This window comes from Pseudoalteromonas sp. PAST1, assembly GCF_021532515.1.
Taxonomy (GTDB): Bacteria; Pseudomonadota; Gammaproteobacteria; order Enterobacterales; family Alteromonadaceae; genus Pseudoalteromonas; species Pseudoalteromonas simplex.
In genome coordinates this window covers 51157-74795 of sequence record NZ_JAKGBH010000010.1, presented here as the reverse complement: position 1 = coordinate 74795, position 23639 = coordinate 51157, and the positions used below count along the sequence as shown (strand labels likewise).

Genomic DNA, 23639 nt, shown 5'->3' with positions numbered 1-23639 from the left:
GTGAATAAAGCGATGGGATATCAATCAGCACAAAACTTAAATGCGATTGTTGAAAAACATGCCTCTTTAGTTAAAAAAGTGGCGTGCCATCTAATTGCTCGTTTACCTGCCAGTGTCCAACTCGATGATTTAATTCAATCAGGCATGATAGGCCTAATTGAAGCATCAAAAAACTTTGATGCTAGCAAAGGGGCTAGTTTCGAAACTTTCGCTGGAATTCGTATTCGTGGTGCGATGTTAGACGAAATTCGTAGAGGTGACTGGGCACCACGCTCAGTTCACCGAAATGCTCGCCTTGTGGCTGAAACCATTTCCGAATTAGAAAGCACGCTAAATCGTGAACCTAAAGATACAGAAGTCGCTGAAAAACTTGATATAACGCTCGATGAGTACCATCATATTCTACATGATGTAAATTCTAGTAAAGTATTAGGTATAGAGGACTTAGGCGTTGATGAAGACGTCATTACACCTGTAGGTCAGGATTTAGGACTAGACAAACCGTTTAATAACGTTAAAAATGAGCGGTTTAACCAATCTCTATTAACGGCTATCCAATCGTTACCAGAAAGAGATGCACTTGTTTTGTCTTTGTACTACAACGACGAAATGAACTTAAAAGAAATAGGACACATACTCGATGTAAGTGAATCGCGTGTGAGTCAGATACATGGTCAGGCGATGATTAAGCTCAAAGCAAAAATCAATGACTGGATTAATTAGTAGTAAGTAAATATAGGTTCAAACCTCACCGGAGGATGTTTTGGATAAAAACATGAAAATTCTTGTTGTTGATGATTTTTCTACAATGAGACGTATCATTAAAAATCTATTAAGGGATTTAGGTTTTACCAATGTGCAGGAAGCTGACGATGGTTCAACAGCATTGCCAATGCTACAAAATCAAGAATTTGATTTTGTTGTAACAGATTGGAACATGCCAGGTATGCAAGGCATTGATTTGTTAAGAGCAATTCGTGCTGATGATAGCCTTAAGCATATTCCTGTATTAATGGTGACAGCTGAAGCGAAAAAAGAACAAATTGTTGCTGCTGCTCAAGCGGGTGTTAATGGCTATATCGTTAAACCATTCACTGCTGCGACACTTAAAACCAAATTGGAAAAAGTGTTTGAACGTTTAGGTTAATCTAAGGGGAGAGGCTTATGTCAGCACTAGCTGCGCCTCAAATAAGTTTAGAGCAAGCTCGTCAACTTGTTGAGTTTCTTGAAAATGGTGAACAAGAAAAAGCTGATCAGCTGATACTTGAAACAGCATCAAAAGAACAATCAGAGCTGTTTGCTGAAATCGGTAAACTGACGCGACAATTACATGAAGCGCTAAAAAACTTTGATCTAGATACTCGTCTTTCAGATTTAACTACCGATGCGATCCCAGACGCTAAGCAGCGCTTAAATTATGTTATGGAAATGACAGAAAGCGCCGCTAACAAAACCATGGATGCAGTTGAAGCTAGTTTACCTATAGCGCAACAACTTGCAGATGAAATAGCGACGATTAAACCAACGTGGGATCGTTTAATGAGCCGAGAAATAGAGCTCGGTGAGTTTAAAAAGCTATGTCATAGCTTAGATAATTTTATGAATAACTCGCATACTAAAACCGATGAGCTACAGGGCTTGATGACCAATGTGCTGATGGCACAGGACTATCAAGATTTGACGGGGCAAGTAATCCGTCGCGTCATTGAGTTAGTGCGAGAAGTAGAAGACAGTTTAATTAATCTCTTAACTGTGTTTGGCAGTCAAGAAGATGGTCATCAACAACAAGAAAAACAGGCCATAGAAAAAGCACCTGCAACAAGTGATACACTAGCAGGTCCTGAAGGGCCGATTATTGATAAAGACTCTCGTGATGATGTTGTCTCAGGACAAGATGAAGTCGATGATCTATTATCAAGTCTGGGCTTCTAAGAGGAGAGTAGCTGCATGAGCTTTGAAGTCGATGAAGATATTTTACAGGATTTCCTTGTTGAGGCAGGAGAAATCTTAGAGCTTTTGTCAGAGCAATTAGTTGAGCTTGAGAACAATCCCGAAGACAAAGATCTCTTAAACGCCATTTTTAGAGGCTTCCACACTGTCAAAGGCGGTGCAGGCTTTTTAAGCATGACTGAACTTGTTGATGCGTGTCACGGTGCAGAGAATGTTTTCGATTTATTACGCCAAGGTGTTCGCAGTGTCACTCCTGAGCTTATGGATGTTATTTTACAAGCTCTGGATACCATCAACGAAATGTTCGCAACGATTCAAAATCGTGAGCAACCAGAGCCTGCAGATCCTGCGCTTCTAGACGTTCTTCATAAATTAAGCCAACCACCTACAGCGGAAGAGCTTGCAGGTGAAGATGTATCAGTAGCAGACGATGTAGCAGTTGCACCTGAAGAACCTGCTGTTGAAGAGGCTGTTGTTGATGCACCTGAAGTAACAGCTAACACGGCAGCAGACAATATTGATGAAGATGATCCATTTGCGTTTGATATGTTGTTTGATGGCGGCGGTCTTGCTGATAGTAAGGCAGAACCACAGAATATTGATGAAATTACTGAAGATGAGTTTGAAAGCCTCCTCGATGAATTACATGGTAAAGGTCAAGGGCCAGCATCGGCTGCTACTGAAGCTATTAGCAGTGATAGTGATGACATCACCGATGATGAATTCGACAGTTTATTAGACGAATTACATGGTGTTGGTAATTTTGGTGAAGTAAAACAAGAAAATATAGCCAAACCTGAAACAGTAAAACCTGCACAACCAACTCCTCAAGCGCCAGCAGTAGATACTACAAGCAGTGACTCAGACGATGAAATTAGCGATGACGAGTTTGAGGCGTTGCTTGATGAATTACATGGTAAAGGTACAGCTCCACAGTCTTTAGAAACGGCTGCGCCAGAAAAAGCGCCTGAACCACCTAAAGCTGAACCTGCAAAACCGGCACAGCCTGCAGCATCAAAACCGGCACCTACTCCTAAGCCTGCCGCAGCTGCACCTAAACCGGCTCCAGCTCCTGCAAAAGCACCAGCAGCTTCTGCTGCACCGAAAAAAGCGCCACCACCACAAGCTGAAACAACGGTTCGTGTTGATACCAAGCGCTTGGACGAAATCATGAACATGGTGGGTGAGCTGGTATTAGTACGCAACCGTTTGGTTAGCCTTGCAAATAACAGTAACAGCGAATCAATGGGTAAAGCCATCTCTAATTTAGATGTGGTAACTGCAGACCTGCAAGGTGCGGTGATGAAAACCCGCATGCAGCCAATTAAGAAAGTATTTGGCCGCTTCCCACGCGTTGTGCGTGACTTAGCTCGTAGCTTGAAAAAAGACATTAACCTGCAGCTGGTTGGTGAAGAAACCGATTTAGACAAAAACTTAGTAGAAGCGCTTGCCGATCCGCTCGTGCATTTAGTTCGTAACTCTGTTGACCATGGTATTGAAATGCCAGATGTGCGTGAAGCCGCGGGTAAACCACGTACCGGTACAGTCACTCTTTCTGCTTCGCAAGAAGGCGATCATATCTTATTGACCATTCGTGATGATGGTGCAGGTATGGATGCTGAGAAGTTGAAAAAAATTGCTATCAGCAAAGGTGTGATTGATCACGACCAAGCAAGCCGCTTGTCGGATACCGAAGCTTACAACTTAATTTTTGCTCCGGGTTTCTCAACCAAAGAAGAGATATCTGATATTTCAGGCCGCGGCGTCGGCATGGATGTAGTAAAAACAAAAATCACCCAGTTAAATGGCTCTGTCAATATTCAGTCAGAGCTGGGTGTAGGTACTGTATTAGAAATCAAGGTGCCATTAACACTGGCTATTTTACCGACTCTTATGGTTATTGTTGGCGAGCAAACATTTGCTTTACCACTTGCTGGTGTGAGTGAAATTTTCCATCTTGATTTAACTAAAACTAATGTCGTTGATGGTCAACTGACAATAATTGTGCGTGAAAAAGCGATCCCGCTTTTCTATTTACAACATTGGTTAGTAAAAGGTGCCAACCGCCAAGAGCGTAAAGCTGAAGGTCACGTAGTTATTGTGCAAATCGGTACTAAACAAGTGGGCTTTGTGGTTGACTCGTTAATTGGCCAGGAAGAAGTTGTTATCAAACCTTTAGATGCCTTATTGCAAGGTACGCCAGGCATGGCTGGTGCGACAATTACTTCTGATGGTGGGATTGCATTGATCCTCGACGTACCTAGCATGCTTAAACACTACGTTGGCTAATAATAAATAATAAAGTGCAGCGTTTAACTGCACTTTAAGTGATATAAAACAAGAGAGTGCCAATGGCAGTCAAAGTATTAGTTGTTGATGATTCAAGCTTTTTTCGCCGCAGAGTTAGCGAAATTTTAGAGCAAGACAGCAATATTCAAGTAATTGGTTTTGCCGTAAACGGTCGTGAAGCGGTCGATAAAGCCCGTGAATTAAAACCTGATGTAATTACTATGGATGTTGAAATGCCGGTTCTTGATGGCATTAGTGCCGTGAAAGAAATAATGGCAGCAACACCGACTCCTATTTTAATGTTCTCATCACTCACCCGTGATGGCGCAACAGCAACCCTAGATGCATTGGATGCTGGGGCCCTTGATTTTTTACCGAAAAAGTTCGAAGACATTGCACGAAATAATGAAGATGCAATCGCGCTTTTACAAAATAAAGTAAAAGAAATTGGTCGCCGTCGCATTTCTCGTTTCTCGCGCCCAGCACCTATTTCGAGATCAACTCCGACTCCTACACTAAGAAGTAGTGGCGCTACAAGCAGTAGCGGTATTGTCCAGCCTGATCGCAGTTTTAGCCGTCCTGCTGCTGCAAGTTCGCCGGCTGCATCGTCATCGAGTACGAGTAATATTCGCGCTTCGGGCAAGAAATATCAATTGGTTGCTATCGGTACATCAACCGGTGGACCTGTGGCACTGCAAACAATTTTGACTCAGCTGCCAGCTAATTTCCCACATCCTATTTTGCTTATTCAGCATATGCCAGCTGCGTTTACGCCAGCTTTTGCTGCAAGGCTAAATGGCTTATGCAAAATCAATGTGAAAGAAGCGCAAAATGGTGACCGTTTAGTGCCTGGCACCGCTTACTTAGCGCCAGGTGGCCAACAAATGCTAATAGAGGGGCGTGGTGGTTCTCGCACTCTGCGAGTATTTGAAGACGATAGTCCGCGTATTACCTACAAACCGAGTGTTGATGTTACCTTTGCTAGTGCTGCAAAAACCTTTGGCGGTGACGTGCTAGCTGTAGTGTTAACGGGCATGGGCGCAGATGGCCGTGATGGCGCGCGTATGCTTAAGCAAGTCGGTGCGACTATTTGGGCGCAAGATGAAAAAACCAGTGTGGTGTATGGTATGCCACAAGCTGTTGCTAATGCCGGCTTGGCGAGTGAAAGCTTAGCGCTCGCAGATGTTGCGAATCGTTTAACGCGTGAGACTGGTTGTGGATAAACTGTCTTTCCTTGGCTTAATTGTCGCAGTAAGTGCCATCGCCTTTGGTTATGCATTAGAGGGCGGGGTTGTTTCTGCACTGTTTAATGGTCCTGCGCTTATCATCGTGCTTGGTGGTACGCTTGGGGCTGTCATGCTTCAGACCCCAGCAAGTGTTTTTACTAAAACACTTAAGATCAGTCATTGGGTGTTTTTTCCGCCGTATCACGATATTGATGCAGCCATCGAGCAAGTAAAGCGTTGGTCACATAAAGCACGTCAAGAAGGTTACTTAGCCCTTGAGTCGGAAGCGCTGTCGCACTCAGACCCGTATGCGGCAAAGGGCTTGAGTCTACTTGTTGATGGGATTGATGAGCAAAAGCTTAGAGATACGCTTGAAATTGATTTAATGCTTGAACGCGAACGCTTACTCGAGGTAAGTCGAGTTTATGAAGCTATGGGCGGTTATAGCCCTACAATCGGTATTTTAGGTGCAGTACTCGGTTTGATTCAGGCCATGCAATTTATAACGGATCCTGAAAAACTGGGTGCCGGTGTTGCTACTGCGTTTATCGCTACTATTTACGGTGTTGGTTTAGCGAATCTATTATTCTTGCCAATGGCGAATAAACTTAAGCAGCAAGTGGAACAAAAAATGCTGTATCATGAACTACTTGCTGAAGGCATTATTGCTATTTCGCAAGGTGAAAGCCCACTAAATATCGAACTAAAACTTGAGGCGTACCGTGTAGAGCGCCCAAGCTTAGTTGACGAGTAATTTATTATGATGCGCCGTCGTCTGCGTCATAACACGTCAAAAAACCAACATACTGAACGCTGGCTTGTCTCTTATGCCGATTATATGACCATCATGTTTGCTTTTTTTGTGGTCATGTATGCTATCGCAATTAGTAAAAATGAAGATTTTCAAATTCTCTCAGATTCACTAGAGCAGGTGTTTGAAAAGTCTGCTCGTCAGCAACAACAGGTTGGCACTGGGGTTAACGGCACAGGCATACTAACTGACAGAGTCAGCCCTGAGAACGACATTCTATACGGTGAGAGCATTCGTAAAGATGAGCAAGGCCCTGAATTACTCGATGGGCAAAGCGAAACCAGCAATATTGAGAAAAAACATCTCGGCAAGCCTCTCGACAGCTTACTTACTAAATTACAGTCTGCGCTCATTGATGAAATTCGTGATGGCGAAGCAAGTTTAGAGCTTCATCAAGATTGGCTCATCATTGAATTAAGCTCTGGTATGTTGTTTTCATCGGGCAGTGCTGTTGCACAGCAGCGTGCAAAACAAGTTGTTAGTTTAGTGAAAGATATTATTGCACCAGTTGATAATTACATTCGTGTGCGTGGTTATACCGATAACGAAGGTATTCGTAATGAGATGTTTCGCTCTAACTGGGAGCTATCTGTAGCGAGGGCGACATCTGTCCTAGTTGAGCTTGAGAGTTTAGGTATTAACCCTGCGCGTATGGCTATTGAAGGTTACGGGCAATATTCACCTTTCGCAAGTAATGACACTGAGCAAGGACGCGCAGAAAACCGCAAAGTGGTTGTTGCATTGTCTAAATATGGTTTACCGCCAAAAGAGCCAGAAAATACTGAACAAGAGTCACAAAACCAACCGCAACAGACGACAGAAATTGGGTTGCCAAGCGATGATAACAGCATTAAAGTGATTCAATTACCACATGGTGGAATTAGGATTACCACGCGCAATGAACAATAATAAGGTGTGATGTGAAAGTTTGGACCGTAGCGAATCAAAAAGGTGGGGTAGGGAAAACAACAACAGCCGTTAGCCTTGCTGGTATTCTCGCTTTACAAGGAAAACGCGTGTTACTTATTGACACCGATCCGCATGCATCATTGACTTATTATTTTGGTATAGATTCAGAAGACTTAGAAGTCAGCGTGTATGATATTTTCGCGCGTGGTAACAGCATGGCCAGTGAAGAAATTTTGCAGGCTCTATGTCCATCAACACTTGAAAACCTAGATATCTTACCTGCGACGATGGCAATCGCGACGCTTGATAGAAGCATGGGCAATAAAAATGGCATGGGCTTAATACTAAAAAAAGCGCTTGCCAAAATTAGCGACCATTATGACTATGCAATTATTGATTGCCCGCCTGTTTTAGGGGTTTTGATGGTCAATGCACTTGCAGCCAGTGAGCGAATTTTAGTGCCAGTACAAACAGAATTTTTGGCTTTAAAAGGGCTTGATCGTATGATGCGCACCATGGAGCTGATGCAAACATCGCAAGCAAAACAGTACCAATATACAATTATTCCTACAATGTACGATAAACGTACTAAAGCATCACTTGAAGCTTACAAGACTCTGCAGGATAATTACAAAGATAAAGTATGGTCAGGCGTGGTTCCTGTCGATACAAAGTTTAGAGATGCTAGTTTAGCACAGCAAGTGCCGATTCAATTTTGCCCGCGTTCGCGTGGCGTTTTTGCCTATCGCGCCCTGCTTGATTACTTAGTTGCACAAGGTTAAAGATGAGTAAGCATTTATTTGCCAATGAAAAAGTGATGACCCAATATTTGGGCGCTTTGTTGTGTGAAGATGAGCCTACAGACCAAAATCTTGAGCCAGTCGCAAAGCTGCTGGAGCAGGTTAAAGAGCCTGAAACTAAGACAGAAGAAAAGCTGACAGACGTTCAGCCTACTCCAGAACCTGTTTTACCACCCCCAGAACCGACTAAAGAGCTTGAGAAAACCGAGAACCAAGCTAATATCAAAGATATAGTCGCAGAACCTAAAGCTGAACTGGTTGCAAAAACCTCGTCTGATCGTCAAGAAGACTATTTTGATGGTGAATTTCAGGCATTATTCTTTGAGGTTGCAGGGTTAACCCTTGCTGTACCGTTAAAAGCATTAGGGGGAATTCATCAGCTGGCAGAGGTTAACCAATTATTTGGTAAACCAAAATGGTTTAAAGGTGTCATGCTAAACCGTGAAGAAAAACTAAATGTTGTTGATACTGCACGTTGGGTTATGCCAGAAAAGTATGATGAAAAATTAGAACAATCATTAGATTATCAGTATTTAATCACCTTAGGTGACAGTCAATGGGGATTATTGGCAGAAAAGCTCGTAAATAATATTACGCTTCGTAAAGAAGATGTAAAATGGCGAGCAAAATCAGGTAAGCGGCCTTGGCTTGCAGGTGTTATCAAAGAGAAAATGTGCGCCTTGATTGACGTTGAAAATTTAAATCAATTGCTAGAGCAGGGCTTAGACAGCCGTGAGCAGTAACTATTTTTACGGAGTAATAGCATGAGTGAAGAAAGACTACTGTCAGCAAATAAAAACGCTGATAGCAACGATGAAGTGTTACAGTGGGTAACCTTTAAACTTGAAGAAGAAACGTACGGCATTAACGTAATGCAAGTACAAGAAGTACTTCGCTATACCGAAATTGCTCCTGTGCCAGGTGCGCCTTCTTATGTGTTAGGTATTATTAACTTACGTGGTAATGTTGTTACTGTGATCGACACGCGTGCACGTTTTGGTTTAATGGGTGCTGAGGTTACTGATAACTCTCGTATCGTTATCATTGAAGCTGAAAAGCAAGTGATTGGTATTTTAGTCGACAGTGTTGCTGAAGTGGTTTACCTACGTAGCTCTGAAATTGACAGTGCGCCAAATATTGGCACAGAAGAAAGTGCTAAGTTTATCCAAGGTGTATCTAACCGTGATGGTGAGTTACTGATCTTGGTTGATCTTAATAAATTATTAAATGACGATGAGTGGGACGAGCTAAGCGCACTATAAGCGTTTGGAAATTATATGCTGTTATACTCTTTGTTTGGTGCCTCAATCTTACTTGTATTAGTGTGTTTGGGGCTTATTTTTGTCAATAACAATAAGCAAGCGGCGGCGATTCAAGCTAAGCAAAAACAGTTACAAGAAGCTCAACAGCAATTGAGTATTTTACGTAGCGAAGTGGCTGAAATGCGAGCTGGCATGCTAAGTATTGGCAAACGTGTTGTTGCTGTTGAAGAAAAAAGTAAAGAGCTTGAACAGCTACAAGATGCACAAAAATATGATGATCCGAATGCGAAAATTTATTCGCGAGCGGTTAAAATGGTTGAGCTAGGCGCTGATTTAGAAGAAATAATTCGTGAATGCGAATTACCCAGAGCCGAAGCTGAGCTACTCATGTCACTTCATAAACAAAAAGGCGCCGAATAGGCGCTTTTTTATTTGAGCTAAGCTTTGATGTTGAGCTTACCTTGAAAGTCTTGCCAACCCGGTGGAAACTTACCACGCAATACGTACGAAAAAGCAATTAATTCAGCAATAACATAATAGAGCTCTTTCGGGATTTCTTCACCTAGCTCAAGATGCGATAAGGTTTGAGCTAAGTCCGCATCTTGGTGTATCAAAATGCCTTTTTGCTCAGCAAGTTTGACGATTTCTTCAGCCAATTCACCAAAGCCTTTACTGGTTACTCGTGGTGAGCTACCCGCTTCGTAGAGTAAGCCAATTGCTGATTTATGCACCGCTTGTTCACTCATAAAAATTACACCTTAATGTTAATAATCGCATGGGATTTATAAAAAGCTTGGTGGTTTGATGTCCCTTGTTGCAAGTTTAACTCACCTACATTTAAACCATGGCCTGCTAATTTATGGCGCAGCGTTTCTAAATGCGGATGAGCAAGCGCTGTCACTTCTTGTGAAGAAGCGAGCAATTGGCAATCAACTGCTTTATCCATCACCTCCGCGGTAATTTGTAACTTGCCAAGCTGAGCATAATCAAAGTTCAATCGCACAAACCAGACATTCTTTGCTTCGAGTTTATTTTTACTTGGCTTTTTATATTGTCCTAAGCTGATTTCTGTTTGCCCTGTTTCAGGAGGTAATTTCATCGGTAAGAAAAACTGCGCTAAAGCACTGTTATCTTGTTGCTGATTGATGGGCGTTGTTTGCACCTGAGCTAGAGTGTTTTTCAGTTGCGAGGCTTCAGCCGCCATGGCTTGCATCGCAGGCTGCTGTAGTTGCTCGAGTAATTTATTGCCGTTAACGGCTTTAAAGTTGGGCACTAACACTTGCAGTAAGGCATCAAGACCAGTTTGATTATTAAAACTAAGGTTGGTTGGTGCTTGATTAATAATTGGCGCGGCAAGTGAAGCCACTGCTAGTTGTTCTAACCCTTGGCTGAAGCTTGCCTGCTGAGTTTGACTAGGCAGTGCTGTTGGCCTGAGGATACTTAAAAGCTCTCGTTCAATCGTTGTAGGGTGCATGTTTTGACTCGAGATCATGCGATTAAATGCTTGATTAACGAGCCTGTTTAAATCTACCGAAGGCGATGTGTTTTGCTCACTCAGGGCTACAAGTTTCTCTGTTAATTGCACTGGCAGAGGCATACTTGCTAACGGTTTACTTTCAGGGAGCGGTAATAGCTTAGCAATCAACGCGGCTTCGATTGGCCTTATCGGCAATAATGGCTGACTCAAGTTCGGCTCTTTTGTTGCTAAGAAGGGGACGTGTAATTGAGTTTGCTGTTGAACAACTTTTTGTAACCCTACGGTTTGCTCATTGGGTGCTCGAGTCACGAAGTTATGCTGTTTAGTTTGCTCACTCATATTTTTCAGTACTGAATTAGCGAGGCTACTTTTAACTGGGGCAAGCTGTTCAGATGTTGCTTTGTCAGAGTTTAGAGTATTAACAGAACTGTTAATTGACTTGTTGTCTGCAGGTGCTTTTTGCATAGCATTGTCTAAGCTCAATACAGGGAGTTGTTCTTTGCTATGGTTTGTAGCCAACTGAGTCGCTTGATTTTGTGCGCTAACAAGCGGCTCTAAACTGACTTTTAACAGTTGTAGTAACTGTATTAAAGGTGCTGCCTTGTTATAGCTCACGGGTAAACTAACTTGCTTTGCAGGCTGACTTTCGGTTAATGGCTCTGTTTGTTTAGCCACAGGTGGTGGCGTATTAGCTGTAACTGGCCCACTGGGTTTTTGCGCTACTTGGAGCGCAGTGTGTTGGGGCGCGCTTTGTTGAGCAGCGGCAAGCTTTACTATATTGATTTTATTGGCATTAAAGCCCAGTTGGCTAATCGTATTTTTGCTTTCAATCAGCTGATGCGTTGACTGGTAAACAGCCGCTTTGGTGGTAGCAGGGAGCTTTTCAAAATAGCGCACTGCATCACTAATACGCGTTTTTAAATCAGCAAAACTGTCTTTTAGCCAAGAGCTAATGGGGGAATTTGAGCTGCTCGATGGCGCTAACAACGTACTCTTAGGTTCAACAGCTTGGCTTTTTAATGCTTGATTGAATGTCTCTGACAGCGAGTTCTTTAACAGTATTTGTTGCACAGGCGCTTTATTTATAAGTTCAACAGTATTTTTAACTTGCTGGGGGGTTAGTTTTAATGCATGAGGATGAAATTGCCACTGCGCTTGAATTTGCTTAGCTTGTTTTGGCGATATTGTAGGTAGCGGTAAAGTTAATTCATTACTTTGCTTGTTTGCAACGCTTAACTGTACTTGTTGCCCTGCTAATTTCAAATTCATTTCAGGGGTTAGCTTAGCCACCAACTCAGCTATTTTTTGTTGGCTAACACTTTGCTGATGGAGAGAATCCCCAAAGCGATTAATAATGTTTAAATTAAAGCTATTTTGTTGGTTGGTAGCAGGCAGCAAAATGGCTTTAAGTGGTGCTTCAGCTTTTAAAAGAGCAGCGAGACTATTATTAAGAGCAAACTCAGCTTTTAATGCCGGTAGTTGTAGTAAAGGTTTACTTGGCGCAATCTGAGCAGGGTGCGGCATATTTGTATTTGCACTCCCTTGCGTTAGCAAGTTCAGTAGTGCTTGTAATTGCTGGCTTTTGCCAAGTGTAATCGTCAGTGGTGCTGGTGTGATAGTCAGCTGTTTACCATCACTACTTAATTGAATATTGGCCGCTAAAAAGCGCTCGGTTTTAAGATTTTCTTGCTCTGTTGATAAGCGTAATGTTTGCCATGAGTTATTGATTAGCACGTCCATTTGCACACTGTGCTTACCAATCACGATATTACGGGCAGTTAGGCTCTGTTCAGCCAGCATTTTCAAGGCATCATTAGGTGATTGCTGTGATGCACTGCTGATTGCTTTTGGGTCTAGATTAAGCTGAGTGCTGAGAGTCAACTGGCTTTGTTTATTCATTATTTTAGATCAAATATAAGTTAATCGTTTTAAAGCAATATTCGTATTACCCTATCATTATGGTAGACTAACGCCTAATTTTGGGTATAGAGAATCGTCATCTTGTTACACATTAAGGCCGTCACCTGCATCAAGCAAGATCGTTGTTTGTTTGCGGATCTTAATTTCAGCTTGAAATCGGGACAAATTATGCAATTAGCTGGTCCGAATGGGGCTGGTAAAACATCATTATTGCGTATTATCGCGGGTTTCGCTATGGCGGATGAAGGCGATGTTTTGTTCCAAGATCGCTCAATTACAAAATACTATGATGAATATGCACAAGAGTTATTATTCATCGGCCATAAAACTGGGGTAAATACACAGCTTACCGCCCTTGAGAATGTCGCATTTTGGCTAAAAATAAATGGCTACGATAGCAAACAAGACTTGTATCCGATCTTAGCAAAAATAGGCTTGGTAGGTCTTGAAGATGTACCTGTTCGTATGTTGTCAGCAGGGCAACAACGCCGTGTCGCTCTAGTAAGACTGTGGTTAAACAGTGCCAAACTATGGATCCTTGATGAGCCATTTACAGCCCTTGATAAAAGCGGTGTTGCATTTTTACAAGAACGCTTTGTTGAGCACCTAAATGCTGGCGGCGCGATTCTATTAACCACCCACCAAGATTTAACGACACATTTTAGTGACCTTCAAACAGTGACTTTGGAGTATCGCCACTGATGGTAAAACAGCATTCGTATTGGCAATTATTCTCTGCGGTTTTTTCTAAAGATCTTAAATTAGCGTTTCGTCAGCGTGCTGAAATCGTTAACCCTATCTTGTTTTTTCTTATTGTTATTACACTTTTTCCGTTAGCAATTGGCCCTGAACCCGGTCTACTTGCTCGTATGGCGCCGGGCATTATTTGGGTCGCTGCGTTACTCTCGACCATGTTAGGCCTAGATAAGCTATTTCGTGATGATTATCACGACGGAACACTAGAGCAATTAATTGCTTCATCATACCCTTTACCGTTAACTGTCCTTGCAAAAGTGGCAGCGCATTGGGTGATCACGGGGTTGCCTTTAGTGTTAATGACTCCGGTATTTGCTTTGTTATTGAATTTAGAAAGTTCAGCGCTTTTAGCAACCGTTCTGACCTTATTGTTAGGTACGCCATTGCTTAGCTTCATTGGCGCAATTGGCGCTGGACTCACTGTGGGACTACAAAAAGGCGGCATTTTAATGAGTTTGCTTGTTCTGCCTTTGTATATCCCTGTACTAATTTTTGCAACCTCGGCTATTGATACCAGCTCTATGGAGCTTGCCTATAGCGGACAGCTTGCAATCCTTGGTGCCATGCTAATCGTAGCGATTATAGCGGCGCCAATTGCCATATCGTCAGCATTGAAAGTGAGTGTAAGTTAATATGTGGAAGTGGTTACATCCCTACGCAAAAGCAGATCGTGCTTACCAATTGTGTAACACCTTACTGCCTTATTTCGCCGTCGTTACGGTGGTTTGTATGATTGTTGGATGGGTCTGGGGGCTTGCTTATGCCCCAGCCGATTACCAACAAAAAGACAGCTACCGAATTATTTTTATCCATGTGCCTTCAGCTATTTTATCTATGGGCGCTTACTCTTCTATGGCGATTGCAGCAGTGATCGCACTAGTATGGCAATTACGTAATGCAGAACTTGCAGTGATTGCAATTGCACCTGTTGGGGCATGTGTGACAGCGATAGCATTAATTACCGGTGCAGCATGGGGTAAGCCTATGTGGGGCGCATGGTGGGTGTGGGATGCACGTCTTACCTCTGAGTTAATTCTGTTATTTTTATACCTTGGTGTGTTATCGCTTTATCATGCTTTTGAAGATAAAAAAGCAGCGGGGCGTGCTGCTTGTATCTTAGCCATTGTTGGGGTTATCAACTTACCGATTATTCACTTCTCGGTGGAGTGGTGGAATACCTTACACCAAGGTGCAACCATTACAAAGTTTGATACTAAAGCCATTGATCCAAGCATGTTTTGGCCATTAATGGTTAACATTGTTGCGTTTGCAGGTTTTGTTGGTGTGGTGACGTTAATCCGCCTTAAAAACGAAATTCTTCAACGTGAAAAGCATCGCCCTTGGGTGCGTGATATGGTTGAGCGAGGTTAATCATGCAGTTTGATTCTTTTGCAGATTTTATTGCCATGGGTGGCTATGGCTTTTATGTATGGTTGTCTTTTGGTAGCTGTGCATTAATTTTACTCGGTATTTTATTTAGTTCGTTAAACGATACAAAACGTATTTTCTCTTCAGTAAAGCAGCAAGCACAACGTGAAGAGCGCATTAAGAAAGCGAAGCAAGAGGCAGGGCAATGAATCCAAGACGTAAAAAACGTTTATTAGCAGTTGTAGCCATTATTTTTGGTGTGGGTGCAACGATTGGTTTAGTGCTGTATGCACTGCAAGAAAACATCAATTTATTCTATACCCCAAGTGAACTTGTTGATGGTAAAGGACCAAATAAAGAAAAACCGCATATTGGTCAAAAGTTACGTATTGGTGGCATGGTTGTACCAGGCTCAGTTGTTCGTGACGAATCAAGCTTAAAGGTAAGCTTCAAACTGATTGATAAAGGCCCTATGGTGACAATTAATTATCAAGGGATCTTACCGGACTTATTCCGTGAAGGCCAAGGGATTGTGGCGCAGGGCGTGTTAGTTAAAGCCAATGAAATTGATGCCTTTGAAGTACTTGCAAAGCATGATGAAGAATACATGCCTGCAGAAGTTGCTGAAGCAGTGAAGGGTATCAAGCACGAAAAACCGACGTATAACTTAGATAACGGCAATTAATATGATCCCAGAACTCGGTTATTTTTCTTTAACACTGGCCATGGTGCTCAGTGTTCTATTGTGTATTTTTCCTATGTGGGGGGCGCATACCGGCAATTTACGTTTAATGCGTGCCGCCCCATCACTGGCAATTGGACAGTTCGTATTTGTGCTTTTGTCTTTTGCGGCACTTGTTTATGCTAGTTTAACCGACGACTTTACTGTTTCGTATGTTGCTTATCATTCAAGTAGCACTTTACCTTGGTACTACAAAATAACCTCGACATGGGGTGGTCATGAAGGGGCGATATTACTTTGGTTAGTGATGCAAGCGGGTTGGACAGCCGTAGTAGCTATGCGCTCGCAATCATTACCTTGGGTATTACGTGCTCGTGTACTTGGTGTACTAGGCTTTTTAGGTGTTGGCTTTATGTTATACACCTTGTTAATGTCGAGCCCATTTGAGCGCTTATTACCGTATTTCCCTGTTGAAGGTCGCGATTTAAATCCGTTATTGCAAGACCCTGGTATGATCATTCACCCGCCATTGCTTTACATGGGCTATGTGGGTTTATCTGTGTCGTTCTCATTTGCGATTGCAGCATTACTTACAGGTAAGCTTGATAATACCTGGGCTAAGTGGTCTCGTCCTTGGACTATGACAGCATGGGGCTTTTTAACACTCGGTATTACCATTGGTAGTTGGTGGGCATACTCAGAACTTGGCTGGGGTGGCTGGTGGTTCTGGGATCCCGTTGAAAACGCATCATTAATGCCATGGCTTGTGGCAACCGCATTGCTGCACTCATTATCAACCACCGAAAAGCGTGGTGTATTTAAGTCGTGGACCGTATTACTGGCTATTGCTGCATTCTCGTTAAGCTTACTGGGTACCTTTATTGTTCGCTCGGGTATCATTGTATCTGTGCATGCTTTTGCCTCAGATCCTAACCGCGGTATGTTTATTTTAGCATTCTTAGCCATTGTAGTTGGTGGTGGTTTATCGCTTTATGCACTGCGTGTTTCGCAGGTGAAAAGTGAAGGCCGTTATAAGTTTGCCTCACGTGAAGTCGCGCTTTGGCTAAATAATATTTTCTTAGTTGTGGCAACGCTGATTGTATTGCTAGGTACATTACTGCCAATGATCCACAAAGAACTTGGCTTAGGTAGCATTTCGATTGGTGAGCCGTTCTTCAATAAGATGTTTGCTATTTTACTGGTACCGTTTGCCATTTTAATGGGTATGGGTCCGCTGTTACGCTGGAAACAAAACAAGTGGTCGATGTTGCAAAATAAGTTTGCACTATCGGCTGTCGTCAGTCTCGTGGCTACGGCAGCGTGGTTATATTCAAGTTACGATGTAATTGCGCCTATTACCTTTATTGCAACTACGCTAGCGGTATGGATTGTTATTACTACAGTGGTTGATTTAGCGGCAAAAGTAACTATTCACAAAACCTTAGGCGAAGGCTTTAAACGTTTAGGGCTAAGCTATTGGGCGATGGTATTAGGTCACGTTGGTTTAGCGTTCGTGATTGCAGGTGTAACGCTCACCTCTGCTTATTCAGTAGAGCGTGATGTATCAATGAAGCCGGGTGACACTGTGGCTTTAAATGAATACCAGTACCGTTTTGATGGTGTTAAGTCTATTCGCGGCGCTAACTATAGCGGCCATGCTGGGGTTGTCACTGTGCTGAAAAATGATAAACAAGTAACCGTTTTACATGCTGAAAAACGCCGTTATGACATTGGCATGCAGTTTATGACAGAAGCAGCTGTTGATGCTGGCTTTACGCGTGACTTATACCTAGCACTGGGTGAGCAATTAAGCCAAGGTGCGTGGTCGTTACGTATTTACCATAAGCCTTATGTTCGTTGGATGTGGCTCGGTGGTATCTTGATTTCACTGGCAGGCTTTTTAGTGCTTGGTGATAAACGCTATCGCCAAAAATCGACTAAGCAGGAGGCATCAGCATGAACCGTAAACTACTCGCACTAGCACCTTTACTGGTTTTCGTTTTACTGTGTGTGTTTTTATATCAAGGCTTGTTTGCTAACCCGCGTGAGCTGCAAACTGGGCGTATTGGGCAGGCTATGCCAGCTTTCAACTTGCCAGACTTGATGGATGAGTCAACGCGTTGGACAGATAGTGATTTAAAAGGTGAAGTTTACTTACTCAATGTGTGGGGCACATGGTGCCCGACCTGTTTAGCTGAGTTGGGCTATTTAACTGAGCTTAGAGAGCAGGGCGTTAAGATTGTTGGCTTATACTACGAGCAAGGCTACGACCCTGACTTTGATGGCCAGTTTGATATTAACGCACTACGCGAAGACGTTACCAGTATGCTTAATCGTGCTGGCGACCCATATCAATTCAATATCTTAGATTTAAAGCGCACATTAGCCCTTGATTTAGGTGTGTCTGGCGCGCCAGAGACCTTCTTAGTTGATAAGCAAGGCACCATTTTGCTGCACCATACCGGCGATATTAATCCGCGTGTGTGGCGAGCCAAATTCGCACCGTTAATGCAGGAGTTACAGTAATGAGACTCGTGATTTTTTTAGCAAGTTTGCTTATCTCGTTTAGTGCATTTGCAGAGCAAGACAAATATCAATTTGATGACAAAGAGCAAGCTGTACGCTTCAGTGAGCTTACCAAAGAGCTGCGTTGCCCTAAATGTCAAAACCAAAACATTGCCGACTCAGACGCGGTTGTAGCCAAAGACTTGCGCGACAAAGTGTTAGCGCTGGTAAAAGATGGCAAAACTAAAGATGAAGTCATCGAATATATGATTGACCGTTATGGCTACTTCGTACATTACGATCCACCCGTAACACCCGCAACCTTAGTATTATGGGTATTGCCAGTATTGATTGTGGTACTTGGCTTTGGGTTTATTGTTTTACGCCAACGTAAGGCATCGGTAAAACAAACATGGACAGAGCAAGACGAGGCACTACTTGCAAAGTTAATTGAACAAAATCAACGTCAGGAGCAAAGCTAGATGGCATTAATGTGGGCTTCTTTTGTTTTACTCACGCTGGTTGCATTGCTATTTGTTGTCGTTCCTTTTTTTAAACGCGAACGTATTCAACGCCTTGATCACAATGCAAACTCGGAGTTAATCCGAATTTATCATCAACGTTTAGATGAGCTTAAAACAGACTTAGATAACCAACGTATTGATGCACAAATGCACGACGAATCAGTTATCGAACAAAAACGTCGTTTGCTCAATGAGCTGTCTCCAGAAAAAGCGCTAAATAGTAAAGGTAACAACCGTATTTTTGCCCTTACTGGCGCTGGCTTTTTAATTGTTTTAACGGCTATCTTTTACGGTTACACGGGTAGTCAGCAGCAAATAAAAGGCTGGCATGACGCGATGGCAAACCTTAAGTCGTATGGTGAACGTGCCGTAATGCAAGATGGTGAGCCATTGACACCGAATGAGTTGCAAGCATTTGCTTTAGCATTGCGTACCAAGCTTGATCAAAGTGGTGATGATGAAGTGGCGTGGATGCTGCTAGGTCGTGTTGCGATGTCATTAAATGAATTTGATATGGCGATGCAGTCATTTGATAAAGTGCTAAAAATGAACCCGGATAACAAGCAAGTGCTGATCAGCTACTCGCAAGTTCTGCTAATGGAAGGCAGTGATGCGAATATGTCACGTGCAGCAACGATGTTATCGAGAGTGTTAAAAGCAGAGCCGACTAATATTGATGCAATCTCATTGTTAGCTCTGATTGCTTATGAGCGCAAGGATTGGCTGCAAGCTAAAACTGCGTTTGAAGTACTGCTTGCAAGTATGCAGCAAAATGATCCGCGTTATAGCATGATTGCAGAGCGTATTGCTGAAATTGATGCTCACTTAAATAATCAGCAGCAAGTTACAAATACAGAAATTGCAGAGGCTTCACACAGTGAAATTCGCATCACAGTTGATTTAGACTCAGCTCTAGCAGATTCGCAGCCACAAAACGGCACCTTGTTTGTTTTTGCAAAAGCAGCCAGTGGCCCACAGATGCCATTAGCTGTGGTAAAAATGACGGAATACAGCTTTCCGCTAACAGTGACATTGAGTGATTCGAATGCCATGGTTGAAGGTCTGAATTTATCAAGTGTCGATAAAATTATTTTAACTGCGCGTTTATCAAAAGATGCAACTGTGGTAACTTCTAGCGGCGAGTTGGAAGGCAAGTCGGGTATTTTAGAACGTGCGAACGTTAAAGAGTACGCGTTGCTAATTAATGAGTTAATACCGTAAGGATAGCCGATGTTTAGGCACAGTATATTTTTTATCTTTTTTGTAGTGCTTGCAGGATGCGCACAAATACCCGAAGAAAAAGCGGATGAGCGAGATCCGTTACAGTCGTTTAACCGTTCTATGTATGATTTTAATATGGACGTGCTTGACGCCTATATTCTTCGACCAGCAGCTGTTGGCTACGTTACAGTAACGCCAACACCGGTGAGACGCAGTGTTGTTAATTTTACCGATAACATCACCGCACCAACGGATATGGTCAATGCTGGTCTGCAGGGTAAGCCTGGTAATATGGGTATTAGCTTAGCGCGCTTTTTAGTGAACTCTACAGTAGGTCTACTCGGTTTTTTTGATGTTGCTTCATCGCTGGGCTTAGAAATTGTCGATGAAGATTTTGGCCAAACTCTTGGTGTATGGGGAGTGGGTGATGGTGCTTACTTGATGATCCCTGGTATGGGACCAAGTACCGCACGAAACCTAACTGGTGATGTTGTTGATAATTTCGTATTACCTGAAATAACACTAACAACACCTCAAACAATATTAGTGTTTGCACTTAAAGCGGTTGAAGCCCGTGCTTCATTAATGCCACAAGAGAGCCTATTAAATGAGTCGCTAGACCCTTATATCTTCATGAAGGATATCTACTTCCAGCGTCAATTATATGAGCTACATGATGGTAATCCGCCACTAGAAAAAGAACCAGATGACTTTGACGAAGATTTCTTAGAGAATCTTTAAAAGTGTTAAATAAAAATGCCAGCAATTGCTGGCATTTTTATATCGTTAAGGGATGGGTATTCATCAGTCCCCAAACACACTCATTTGGTCATTAGACCAACTTAATGCATCATGGTAAGCGTCCGGTACTTCTTCAGGTTTAAGTCCAAGTTGTTGTTGGATTTCTTTCGCTTTTTCCCAATTTGCTTGCTCATAAAATTTTACCAGCTTTAAATATGTTGCTAATAAGCCTTCATCTTTGAGTAGCGCATCTTTAATTTCAATAGTCAGCGGTAACTTGTTCATTACACTTGGCATATCTTCGTCGAGGATTGCATCCATTAACGACATCATACCCGTTAAAAATGCCATACCAGTATCTCGCATTTTGCCGTGGCTGATTGCCAATAATTCAGCAAACCGAGCACGGGTCAATGAAAGGCGAATTAGTTCGGCTGGCTTATCTGCTGCGACTTGCGCTGCAAATAAAAGTGATAAGAAACGTTTAATTTCTTCACTTCCTAATACAATAAGCGCTTGTTTAATTGTGCTGATTTCAGCGCGACGTTTAAAGGCCGCTGAGTTTGAGTAGCGTAGCAACTTATAAGATAAGTTAACGTCACGTTCAAACACCTCAGTGATTTTTCTGAGGTTTAGATCAATACTCGATGTTTCATATAGAAGCTCGGCAAGAGCCATCTCTGATGGCGGCAAAGTTTTGCTTTGTACCATCTCAGGTTTTGAAAAGAAAAACCCTTGGAAGTAGCTAAAGCCCATTTCTAGGGCAAGCTGATACTTTTCGTATGTTTCAACTTTCTCAGCAAGCAACTTTATGTGTGGATACGGCTTAATAGCCTCGATGATCGCTTTTATTGAGTCTACATCACAAGTTAGAAAGTCAATCTTAATAATATCGATGTAAGGATAAAAGTGTCGCCATACAGGTTGGTGAATATAATCATCAAGTGCAAGTATATAGCCTTTTTCTTTTAGATCTTTAACTAATGCCAGTAGGCGTTTACCTGGTTGGATTGTTTCTAATATCTCTACTACCACCTGCTCTTTACCAAGTAAAAGAGGATAACCCTTTTGCAAGGTTTCTAGAGTAAAGTTGATATAAGCAGGTTTGTTATCCGTTAAATCCTCTAAACCAAAATTAAATTGGCTGCCTTCAATAAGTCGTGACGTTGCTTCATCGCCATCAATATCAGGAAAAACATTGTCTACGCCATCTCGAAATAAAAGCTCGTAGCCAATTAGTTTTTTATCCCTGTCTAAAATAGGTTGGCGTGCAGCGTAAAAATACATAGTCCAAACATGTCCACATCTGTTAATTCATTTACTTCTCGCAATATATTGCATTGTGCCTGAAATAGCATTAGCTAAATGTTCATTTGCGAGGAAAAGTTATTATTTTATTAAGAATTAAAGACTAGGATAATTTGCAGATAAATTCTATAACTTGCGATTAAATATAAGAAAAATGTTAGATAAAAGTTGAAAAATTGAGCTTTGTCATTTATCTGCTTGATTGGAGTTAAGGGGGGTAAGCATGATATAGTCGTGGGTGATATAGGTTTTTACCCCAATAATGTCTTTAAATTAAATAACTTGCGAGTCATTATTCGGATTAAAAGCCAACATTAAACAACTTTTGGAGGCTAATTTGGAAACAGGAATGATAATTTCGTTAGCATTGTACTTCATCGTCATGTTGGGGATTGGGCTATATGCTTATAAGCAATCTACCGACGATGTATCAGGCTATATGCTAGGTGGTCGTAATTTATCACCAAGTGTTGCTGCGCTTTCAGCTGGCGCATCTGACATGAGTGGTTGGCTGCTAATGGGCCTACCAGGTGCAATGTACTTGTTTGGTTTAAGTAAGGTTTGGATTGCCATTGGTCTAGTACTCGGTGCGTGGGCTAACTACTTCTTAGTCGCGCCTCGCTTGCGTGTTTACACAGAAAAGGCGAATGACTCAATCACCATTCCTGATTACTTCGCAAACCGCTTTGATGATAATAAGAATATTCTGCGTGTTATCTCTGCGATTGTAATCATTGTTTTCTTTACTTTATATACCTCATCAGGTGTTGTTGCAGGTGGTAAGTTGTTCGAAAACTCATTTAATATGAGCTACGAAATGGGTCTATACATCACAACAGGTGTCGTCGTGTTATATACCTTGTTTGGTGGCTTCTTAGCCGTGAGCCTGACTGACTTTGTGCAAGGTTGTATCATGTTTATCTCGCTGCTGGCTGTGCCAATTGCGACGTTTACCATGCTTGATCAGCCAGTTATGGATACACTTGCCAATGCACGCTATGACTTATTATTAAGCTCACCAAAAGAATCAGAAATTCATGCACTTAATATGATGGATTGGTTTGCAGGTGGTTCGACTATAGCGATTATTTCAGCAATGGCATGGGGCCTTGGTTATTTTGGTCAGCCACATATTATTGTGCGTTTTATGTCTGTACGTTCAGTGAAAGATATGCCAACCATGCGTCGTGTGGGTATGTCGTGGATGACGCTATCAGCAATTGGTGCTGTGCTAACTGGTCTATTTGGTGCTGCTTATATGCTTGAAAACCAAATGCCTATTGATGATAAAGAAACTATTTTCTTAGTGCTGTCTGAGCTTATCTTCCATCCTTTAATTGCCGGCTTCTTATTGGCAGCTATTTTAGCGGCGATTATGAGTACTATCTCATCACAGTTATTAGTGTGTTCAAGCTCTCTAACTGAAGATTTCTACAAAATTTACTTAAACCGTAGTGCATCTCAAAAAGAACTGGTTTTAGTTGGTCGTATTAGTGTTATCTTAGTTGCCTTATTTGCTATTTACCTAGCTTATGACCGTAATAGCTCTATTTTAGACTTAGTAAGTAATGCATGGGCTGGTTTCGGTGCAGCATTTGGTCCACTGGTGTTACTGAGCCTTTACTGGAAACGCATGAACTTACAAGGGGCTATTAGTGGCATGGTTGTTGGTGCAGCAACAGTGCTGTTTTGGATATACGCGCCAATTACTATTGATGGCCAAGCATTAAGTGCAATCATTTATGAGATTGTCCCTGGCTTTATTTTATCAACAATAGCCATTGTTGTTGTTAGCCTTATGACGGCTGAGCCGAAAAAAGAAATTACAGACTTATTTGATGAAGTTGAATCGTCACTGTAGTTTTTAATTAAACACAAAAAAGGGCAACG

Annotated in this window: 25 protein-coding genes; 22 read left to right on the top strand and 3 right to left on the bottom strand. The window is 42.2% G+C overall.

The features are described from left to right. The first annotated feature begins 12 nt into the window (after positions 1 to 12). From L1272_RS07015 to L1272_RS06965, 11 genes are all read left to right on the top strand, one after another. A complete protein-coding gene (locus L1272_RS07015) occupies positions 13 to 723 on the top strand; it encodes an RNA polymerase sigma factor FliA (RefSeq protein WP_054562345.1) in 711 nt (236 codons plus the stop codon). Between the two features lie 40 nt (positions 724 to 763). Next, positions 764 to 1147 carry a chemotaxis response regulator CheY gene (cheY, locus tag L1272_RS07010; RefSeq protein ID WP_016708035.1) on the top strand — a complete coding sequence of 128 codons (384 nt, stop codon included), beginning with the start codon at positions 764 to 766 and terminating at the stop codon, positions 1145 to 1147. A 17-nt stretch (positions 1148 to 1164) separates the two neighbouring features. Beyond that, positions 1165 to 1932: a protein phosphatase CheZ gene (locus L1272_RS07005; protein WP_138599034.1), complete on the top strand. Its 768-nt coding sequence runs from the start codon at positions 1165 to 1167 to the stop codon at positions 1930 to 1932. 15 nt (positions 1933 to 1947) lie between these two features. After that, a complete protein-coding gene (locus L1272_RS07000) occupies positions 1948 to 4239 on the top strand; it encodes a chemotaxis protein CheA (RefSeq protein ID WP_138599033.1) in 2292 nt (763 codons plus the stop codon). A gap of 62 nt (positions 4240 to 4301) precedes the next feature. Then, on the top strand, positions 4302 to 5462 hold the full coding sequence (locus L1272_RS06995; RefSeq protein ID WP_194442545.1) for a protein-glutamate methylesterase/protein-glutamine glutaminase: 1161 nt from the start codon (positions 4302 to 4304) through the stop codon (positions 5460 to 5462). Beyond that, positions 5455 to 6219, top strand: coding sequence for a flagellar motor protein (locus L1272_RS06990; protein ID WP_054553255.1), 765 nt, complete (start codon positions 5455 to 5457; stop codon positions 6217 to 6219). Before L1272_RS06995 ends, L1272_RS06990 begins: the two co-directional genes overlap by 8 nt. A 6-nt stretch (positions 6220 to 6225) precedes the next feature. Beyond that, the gene (locus tag L1272_RS06985) at positions 6226 to 7185 is read left to right on the top strand and encodes a flagellar motor protein MotB (protein WP_235373057.1); all 960 of its coding nucleotides are present in this window, start codon (positions 6226 to 6228) and stop codon (positions 7183 to 7185) included. A gap of 11 nt (positions 7186 to 7196) precedes the next feature. Further along, on the top strand, positions 7197 to 7967 hold the full coding sequence (locus tag L1272_RS06980) for a ParA family protein (protein WP_054553253.1): 771 nt from the start codon (positions 7197 to 7199) through the stop codon (positions 7965 to 7967). A 2-nt stretch (positions 7968 to 7969) separates the two neighbouring features. Continuing rightward, on the top strand, positions 7970 to 8728 hold the full coding sequence (locus tag L1272_RS06975) for a chemotaxis protein CheW (RefSeq protein ID WP_055020708.1): 759 nt from the start codon (positions 7970 to 7972) through the stop codon (positions 8726 to 8728). A gap of 21 nt (positions 8729 to 8749) precedes the next feature. Next, positions 8750 to 9247 carry a chemotaxis protein CheW gene (locus L1272_RS06970; protein ID WP_054553251.1) on the top strand — a complete coding sequence of 166 codons (498 nt, stop codon included), beginning with the start codon at positions 8750 to 8752 and terminating at the stop codon, positions 9245 to 9247. Between the two features lie 15 nt (positions 9248 to 9262). Further along, the gene (locus L1272_RS06965) at positions 9263 to 9667 is read left to right on the top strand and encodes a DUF2802 domain-containing protein (protein ID WP_054553250.1); all 405 of its coding nucleotides are present in this window, start codon (positions 9263 to 9265) and stop codon (positions 9665 to 9667) included. A gap of 17 nt (positions 9668 to 9684) precedes the next feature. Here L1272_RS06965 and L1272_RS06960 read toward each other — a convergent pair whose 3' ends face one another. Both L1272_RS06960 and fliK read right to left on the bottom strand, forming a co-directional pair. Next, positions 9685 to 9993, bottom strand: a complete 309-nt coding sequence (locus L1272_RS06960) for an EscU/YscU/HrcU family type III secretion system export apparatus switch protein (protein ID WP_054553249.1) — start codon at positions 9991 to 9993, stop codon at positions 9685 to 9687. A 5-nt stretch (positions 9994 to 9998) separates the two neighbouring features. Then, positions 9999 to 12623: a flagellar hook-length control protein FliK gene (gene fliK, locus L1272_RS06955; RefSeq protein ID WP_235373056.1), complete on the bottom strand. Its 2625-nt coding sequence runs from the start codon at positions 12621 to 12623 to the stop codon at positions 9999 to 10001. Between the two features lie 102 nt (positions 12624 to 12725). Between fliK and ccmA the strand changes: the two genes are divergently transcribed. The 10 genes from ccmA to L1272_RS06905 are packed head-to-tail and all read left to right on the top strand — an operon-like array spanning position 12726 to position 20441. After that, positions 12726 to 13346 carry a cytochrome c biogenesis heme-transporting ATPase CcmA gene (gene ccmA / locus L1272_RS06950; protein ID WP_138599030.1) on the top strand — a complete coding sequence of 207 codons (621 nt, stop codon included), beginning with the start codon at positions 12726 to 12728 and terminating at the stop codon, positions 13344 to 13346. Beyond that, entirely contained in the window at positions 13346 to 14032 is a 687-nt protein-coding gene (ccmB, locus tag L1272_RS06945; RefSeq protein WP_054553246.1) for a heme exporter protein CcmB, read from the top strand. Before ccmA ends, ccmB begins: the two co-directional genes overlap by 1 nt. A gap of 1 nt (position 14033) precedes the next feature. Beyond that, positions 14034 to 14771, top strand: coding sequence for a heme ABC transporter permease (locus L1272_RS06940; RefSeq protein WP_054553245.1), 738 nt, complete (start codon positions 14034 to 14036; stop codon positions 14769 to 14771). A 2-nt stretch (positions 14772 to 14773) separates the two neighbouring features. Next, positions 14774 to 14977 (top strand): heme exporter protein CcmD, encoded by a 204-nt coding sequence (gene ccmD, locus L1272_RS06935; RefSeq protein WP_054553244.1) that lies wholly within the window; start codon positions 14774 to 14776, stop codon positions 14975 to 14977. Continuing rightward, a complete protein-coding gene (gene ccmE / locus L1272_RS06930; RefSeq protein WP_054553243.1) occupies positions 14974 to 15453 on the top strand; it encodes a cytochrome c maturation protein CcmE in 480 nt (159 codons plus the stop codon). The genes ccmD and ccmE overlap by 4 nt, the downstream gene beginning before the upstream one ends. Before the next feature lies 1 nt (position 15454). Further along, positions 15455 to 17410: a heme lyase CcmF/NrfE family subunit gene (locus L1272_RS06925; RefSeq protein ID WP_235373055.1), complete on the top strand. Its 1956-nt coding sequence runs from the start codon at positions 15455 to 15457 to the stop codon at positions 17408 to 17410. Beyond that, positions 17407 to 17976: a DsbE family thiol:disulfide interchange protein gene (locus L1272_RS06920; protein ID WP_138599028.1), complete on the top strand. Its 570-nt coding sequence runs from the start codon at positions 17407 to 17409 to the stop codon at positions 17974 to 17976. The genes L1272_RS06925 and L1272_RS06920 overlap by 4 nt, the downstream gene beginning before the upstream one ends. Then, entirely contained in the window at positions 17976 to 18437 is a 462-nt protein-coding gene (locus tag L1272_RS06915; RefSeq protein WP_235373054.1) for a cytochrome c-type biogenesis protein, read from the top strand. The genes L1272_RS06920 and L1272_RS06915 overlap by 1 nt, the downstream gene beginning before the upstream one ends. After that, entirely contained in the window at positions 18438 to 19700 is a 1263-nt protein-coding gene (gene ccmI, locus L1272_RS06910) for a c-type cytochrome biogenesis protein CcmI (protein WP_054553239.1), read from the top strand. Positions 19701 to 19709: 9 nt separating this feature from the next. Beyond that, the gene (locus L1272_RS06905; RefSeq protein WP_235373053.1) at positions 19710 to 20441 is read left to right on the top strand and encodes an MlaA family lipoprotein; all 732 of its coding nucleotides are present in this window, start codon (positions 19710 to 19712) and stop codon (positions 20439 to 20441) included. Between the two features lie 63 nt (positions 20442 to 20504). Here the strand turns inward: L1272_RS06905 and L1272_RS06900 are convergent, their stop codons facing one another. Further along, complete coding sequence (locus L1272_RS06900; RefSeq protein WP_054553237.1) at positions 20505 to 21728, bottom strand: EAL and HDOD domain-containing protein; 1224 nt, start codon at positions 21726 to 21728, stop codon at positions 20505 to 20507. Between the two features lie 370 nt (positions 21729 to 22098). Between L1272_RS06900 and putP the strand changes: the two genes are divergently transcribed. Continuing rightward, positions 22099 to 23610, top strand: coding sequence for a sodium/proline symporter PutP (putP, locus tag L1272_RS06895; protein WP_054553236.1), 1512 nt, complete (start codon positions 22099 to 22101; stop codon positions 23608 to 23610). Positions 23611 to 23639: the final 29 nt, after the last annotated feature.

Coding starts and splice junctions, on each gene's coding strand:
- L1272_RS07015 (WP_054562345.1), top strand. CDS start 13: ATGGGATATCAATCAGCACAAAACTTAAATGCGATTGTTGAAAAACAT.
- L1272_RS07005 (WP_138599034.1), top strand. CDS start 1,165: ATGTCAGCACTAGCTGCGCCTCAAATAAGTTTAGAGCAAGCTCGTCAA.
- L1272_RS07000 (WP_138599033.1), top strand. CDS start 1,948: ATGAGCTTTGAAGTCGATGAAGATATTTTACAGGATTTCCTTGTTGAG.
- L1272_RS06995 (WP_194442545.1), top strand. CDS start 4,302: ATGGCAGTCAAAGTATTAGTTGTTGATGATTCAAGCTTTTTTCGCCGC.
- L1272_RS06985 (WP_235373057.1), top strand. CDS start 6,226: ATGATGCGCCGTCGTCTGCGTCATAACACGTCAAAAAACCAACATACT.
- L1272_RS06975 (WP_055020708.1), top strand. CDS start 7,970: ATGAGTAAGCATTTATTTGCCAATGAAAAAGTGATGACCCAATATTTG.
- L1272_RS06970 (WP_054553251.1), top strand. CDS start 8,750: ATGAGTGAAGAAAGACTACTGTCAGCAAATAAAAACGCTGATAGCAAC.
- L1272_RS06965 (WP_054553250.1), top strand. CDS start 9,263: ATGCTGTTATACTCTTTGTTTGGTGCCTCAATCTTACTTGTATTAGTG.
- L1272_RS06960 (WP_054553249.1), bottom strand. CDS start 9,993: ATGAGTGAACAAGCGGTGCATAAATCAGCAATTGGCTTACTCTACGAA.
- fliK (WP_235373056.1), bottom strand. CDS start 12,623: ATGAATAAACAAAGCCAGTTGACTCTCAGCACTCAGCTTAATCTAGAC.
- ccmB (WP_054553246.1), top strand. CDS start 13,346: ATGGTAAAACAGCATTCGTATTGGCAATTATTCTCTGCGGTTTTTTCT.
- L1272_RS06940 (WP_054553245.1), top strand. CDS start 14,034: ATGTGGAAGTGGTTACATCCCTACGCAAAAGCAGATCGTGCTTACCAA.
- ccmD (WP_054553244.1), top strand. CDS start 14,774: ATGCAGTTTGATTCTTTTGCAGATTTTATTGCCATGGGTGGCTATGGC.
- ccmE (WP_054553243.1), top strand. CDS start 14,974: ATGAATCCAAGACGTAAAAAACGTTTATTAGCAGTTGTAGCCATTATT.
- L1272_RS06925 (WP_235373055.1), top strand. CDS start 15,455: ATGATCCCAGAACTCGGTTATTTTTCTTTAACACTGGCCATGGTGCTC.
- L1272_RS06920 (WP_138599028.1), top strand. CDS start 17,407: ATGAACCGTAAACTACTCGCACTAGCACCTTTACTGGTTTTCGTTTTA.
- L1272_RS06915 (WP_235373054.1), top strand. CDS start 17,976: ATGAGACTCGTGATTTTTTTAGCAAGTTTGCTTATCTCGTTTAGTGCA.
- ccmI (WP_054553239.1), top strand. CDS start 18,438: ATGGCATTAATGTGGGCTTCTTTTGTTTTACTCACGCTGGTTGCATTG.
- L1272_RS06905 (WP_235373053.1), top strand. CDS start 19,710: ATGTTTAGGCACAGTATATTTTTTATCTTTTTTGTAGTGCTTGCAGGA.
- L1272_RS06900 (WP_054553237.1), bottom strand. CDS start 21,728: ATGTATTTTTACGCTGCACGCCAACCTATTTTAGACAGGGATAAAAAA.
- putP (WP_054553236.1), top strand. CDS start 22,099: ATGATAATTTCGTTAGCATTGTACTTCATCGTCATGTTGGGGATTGGG.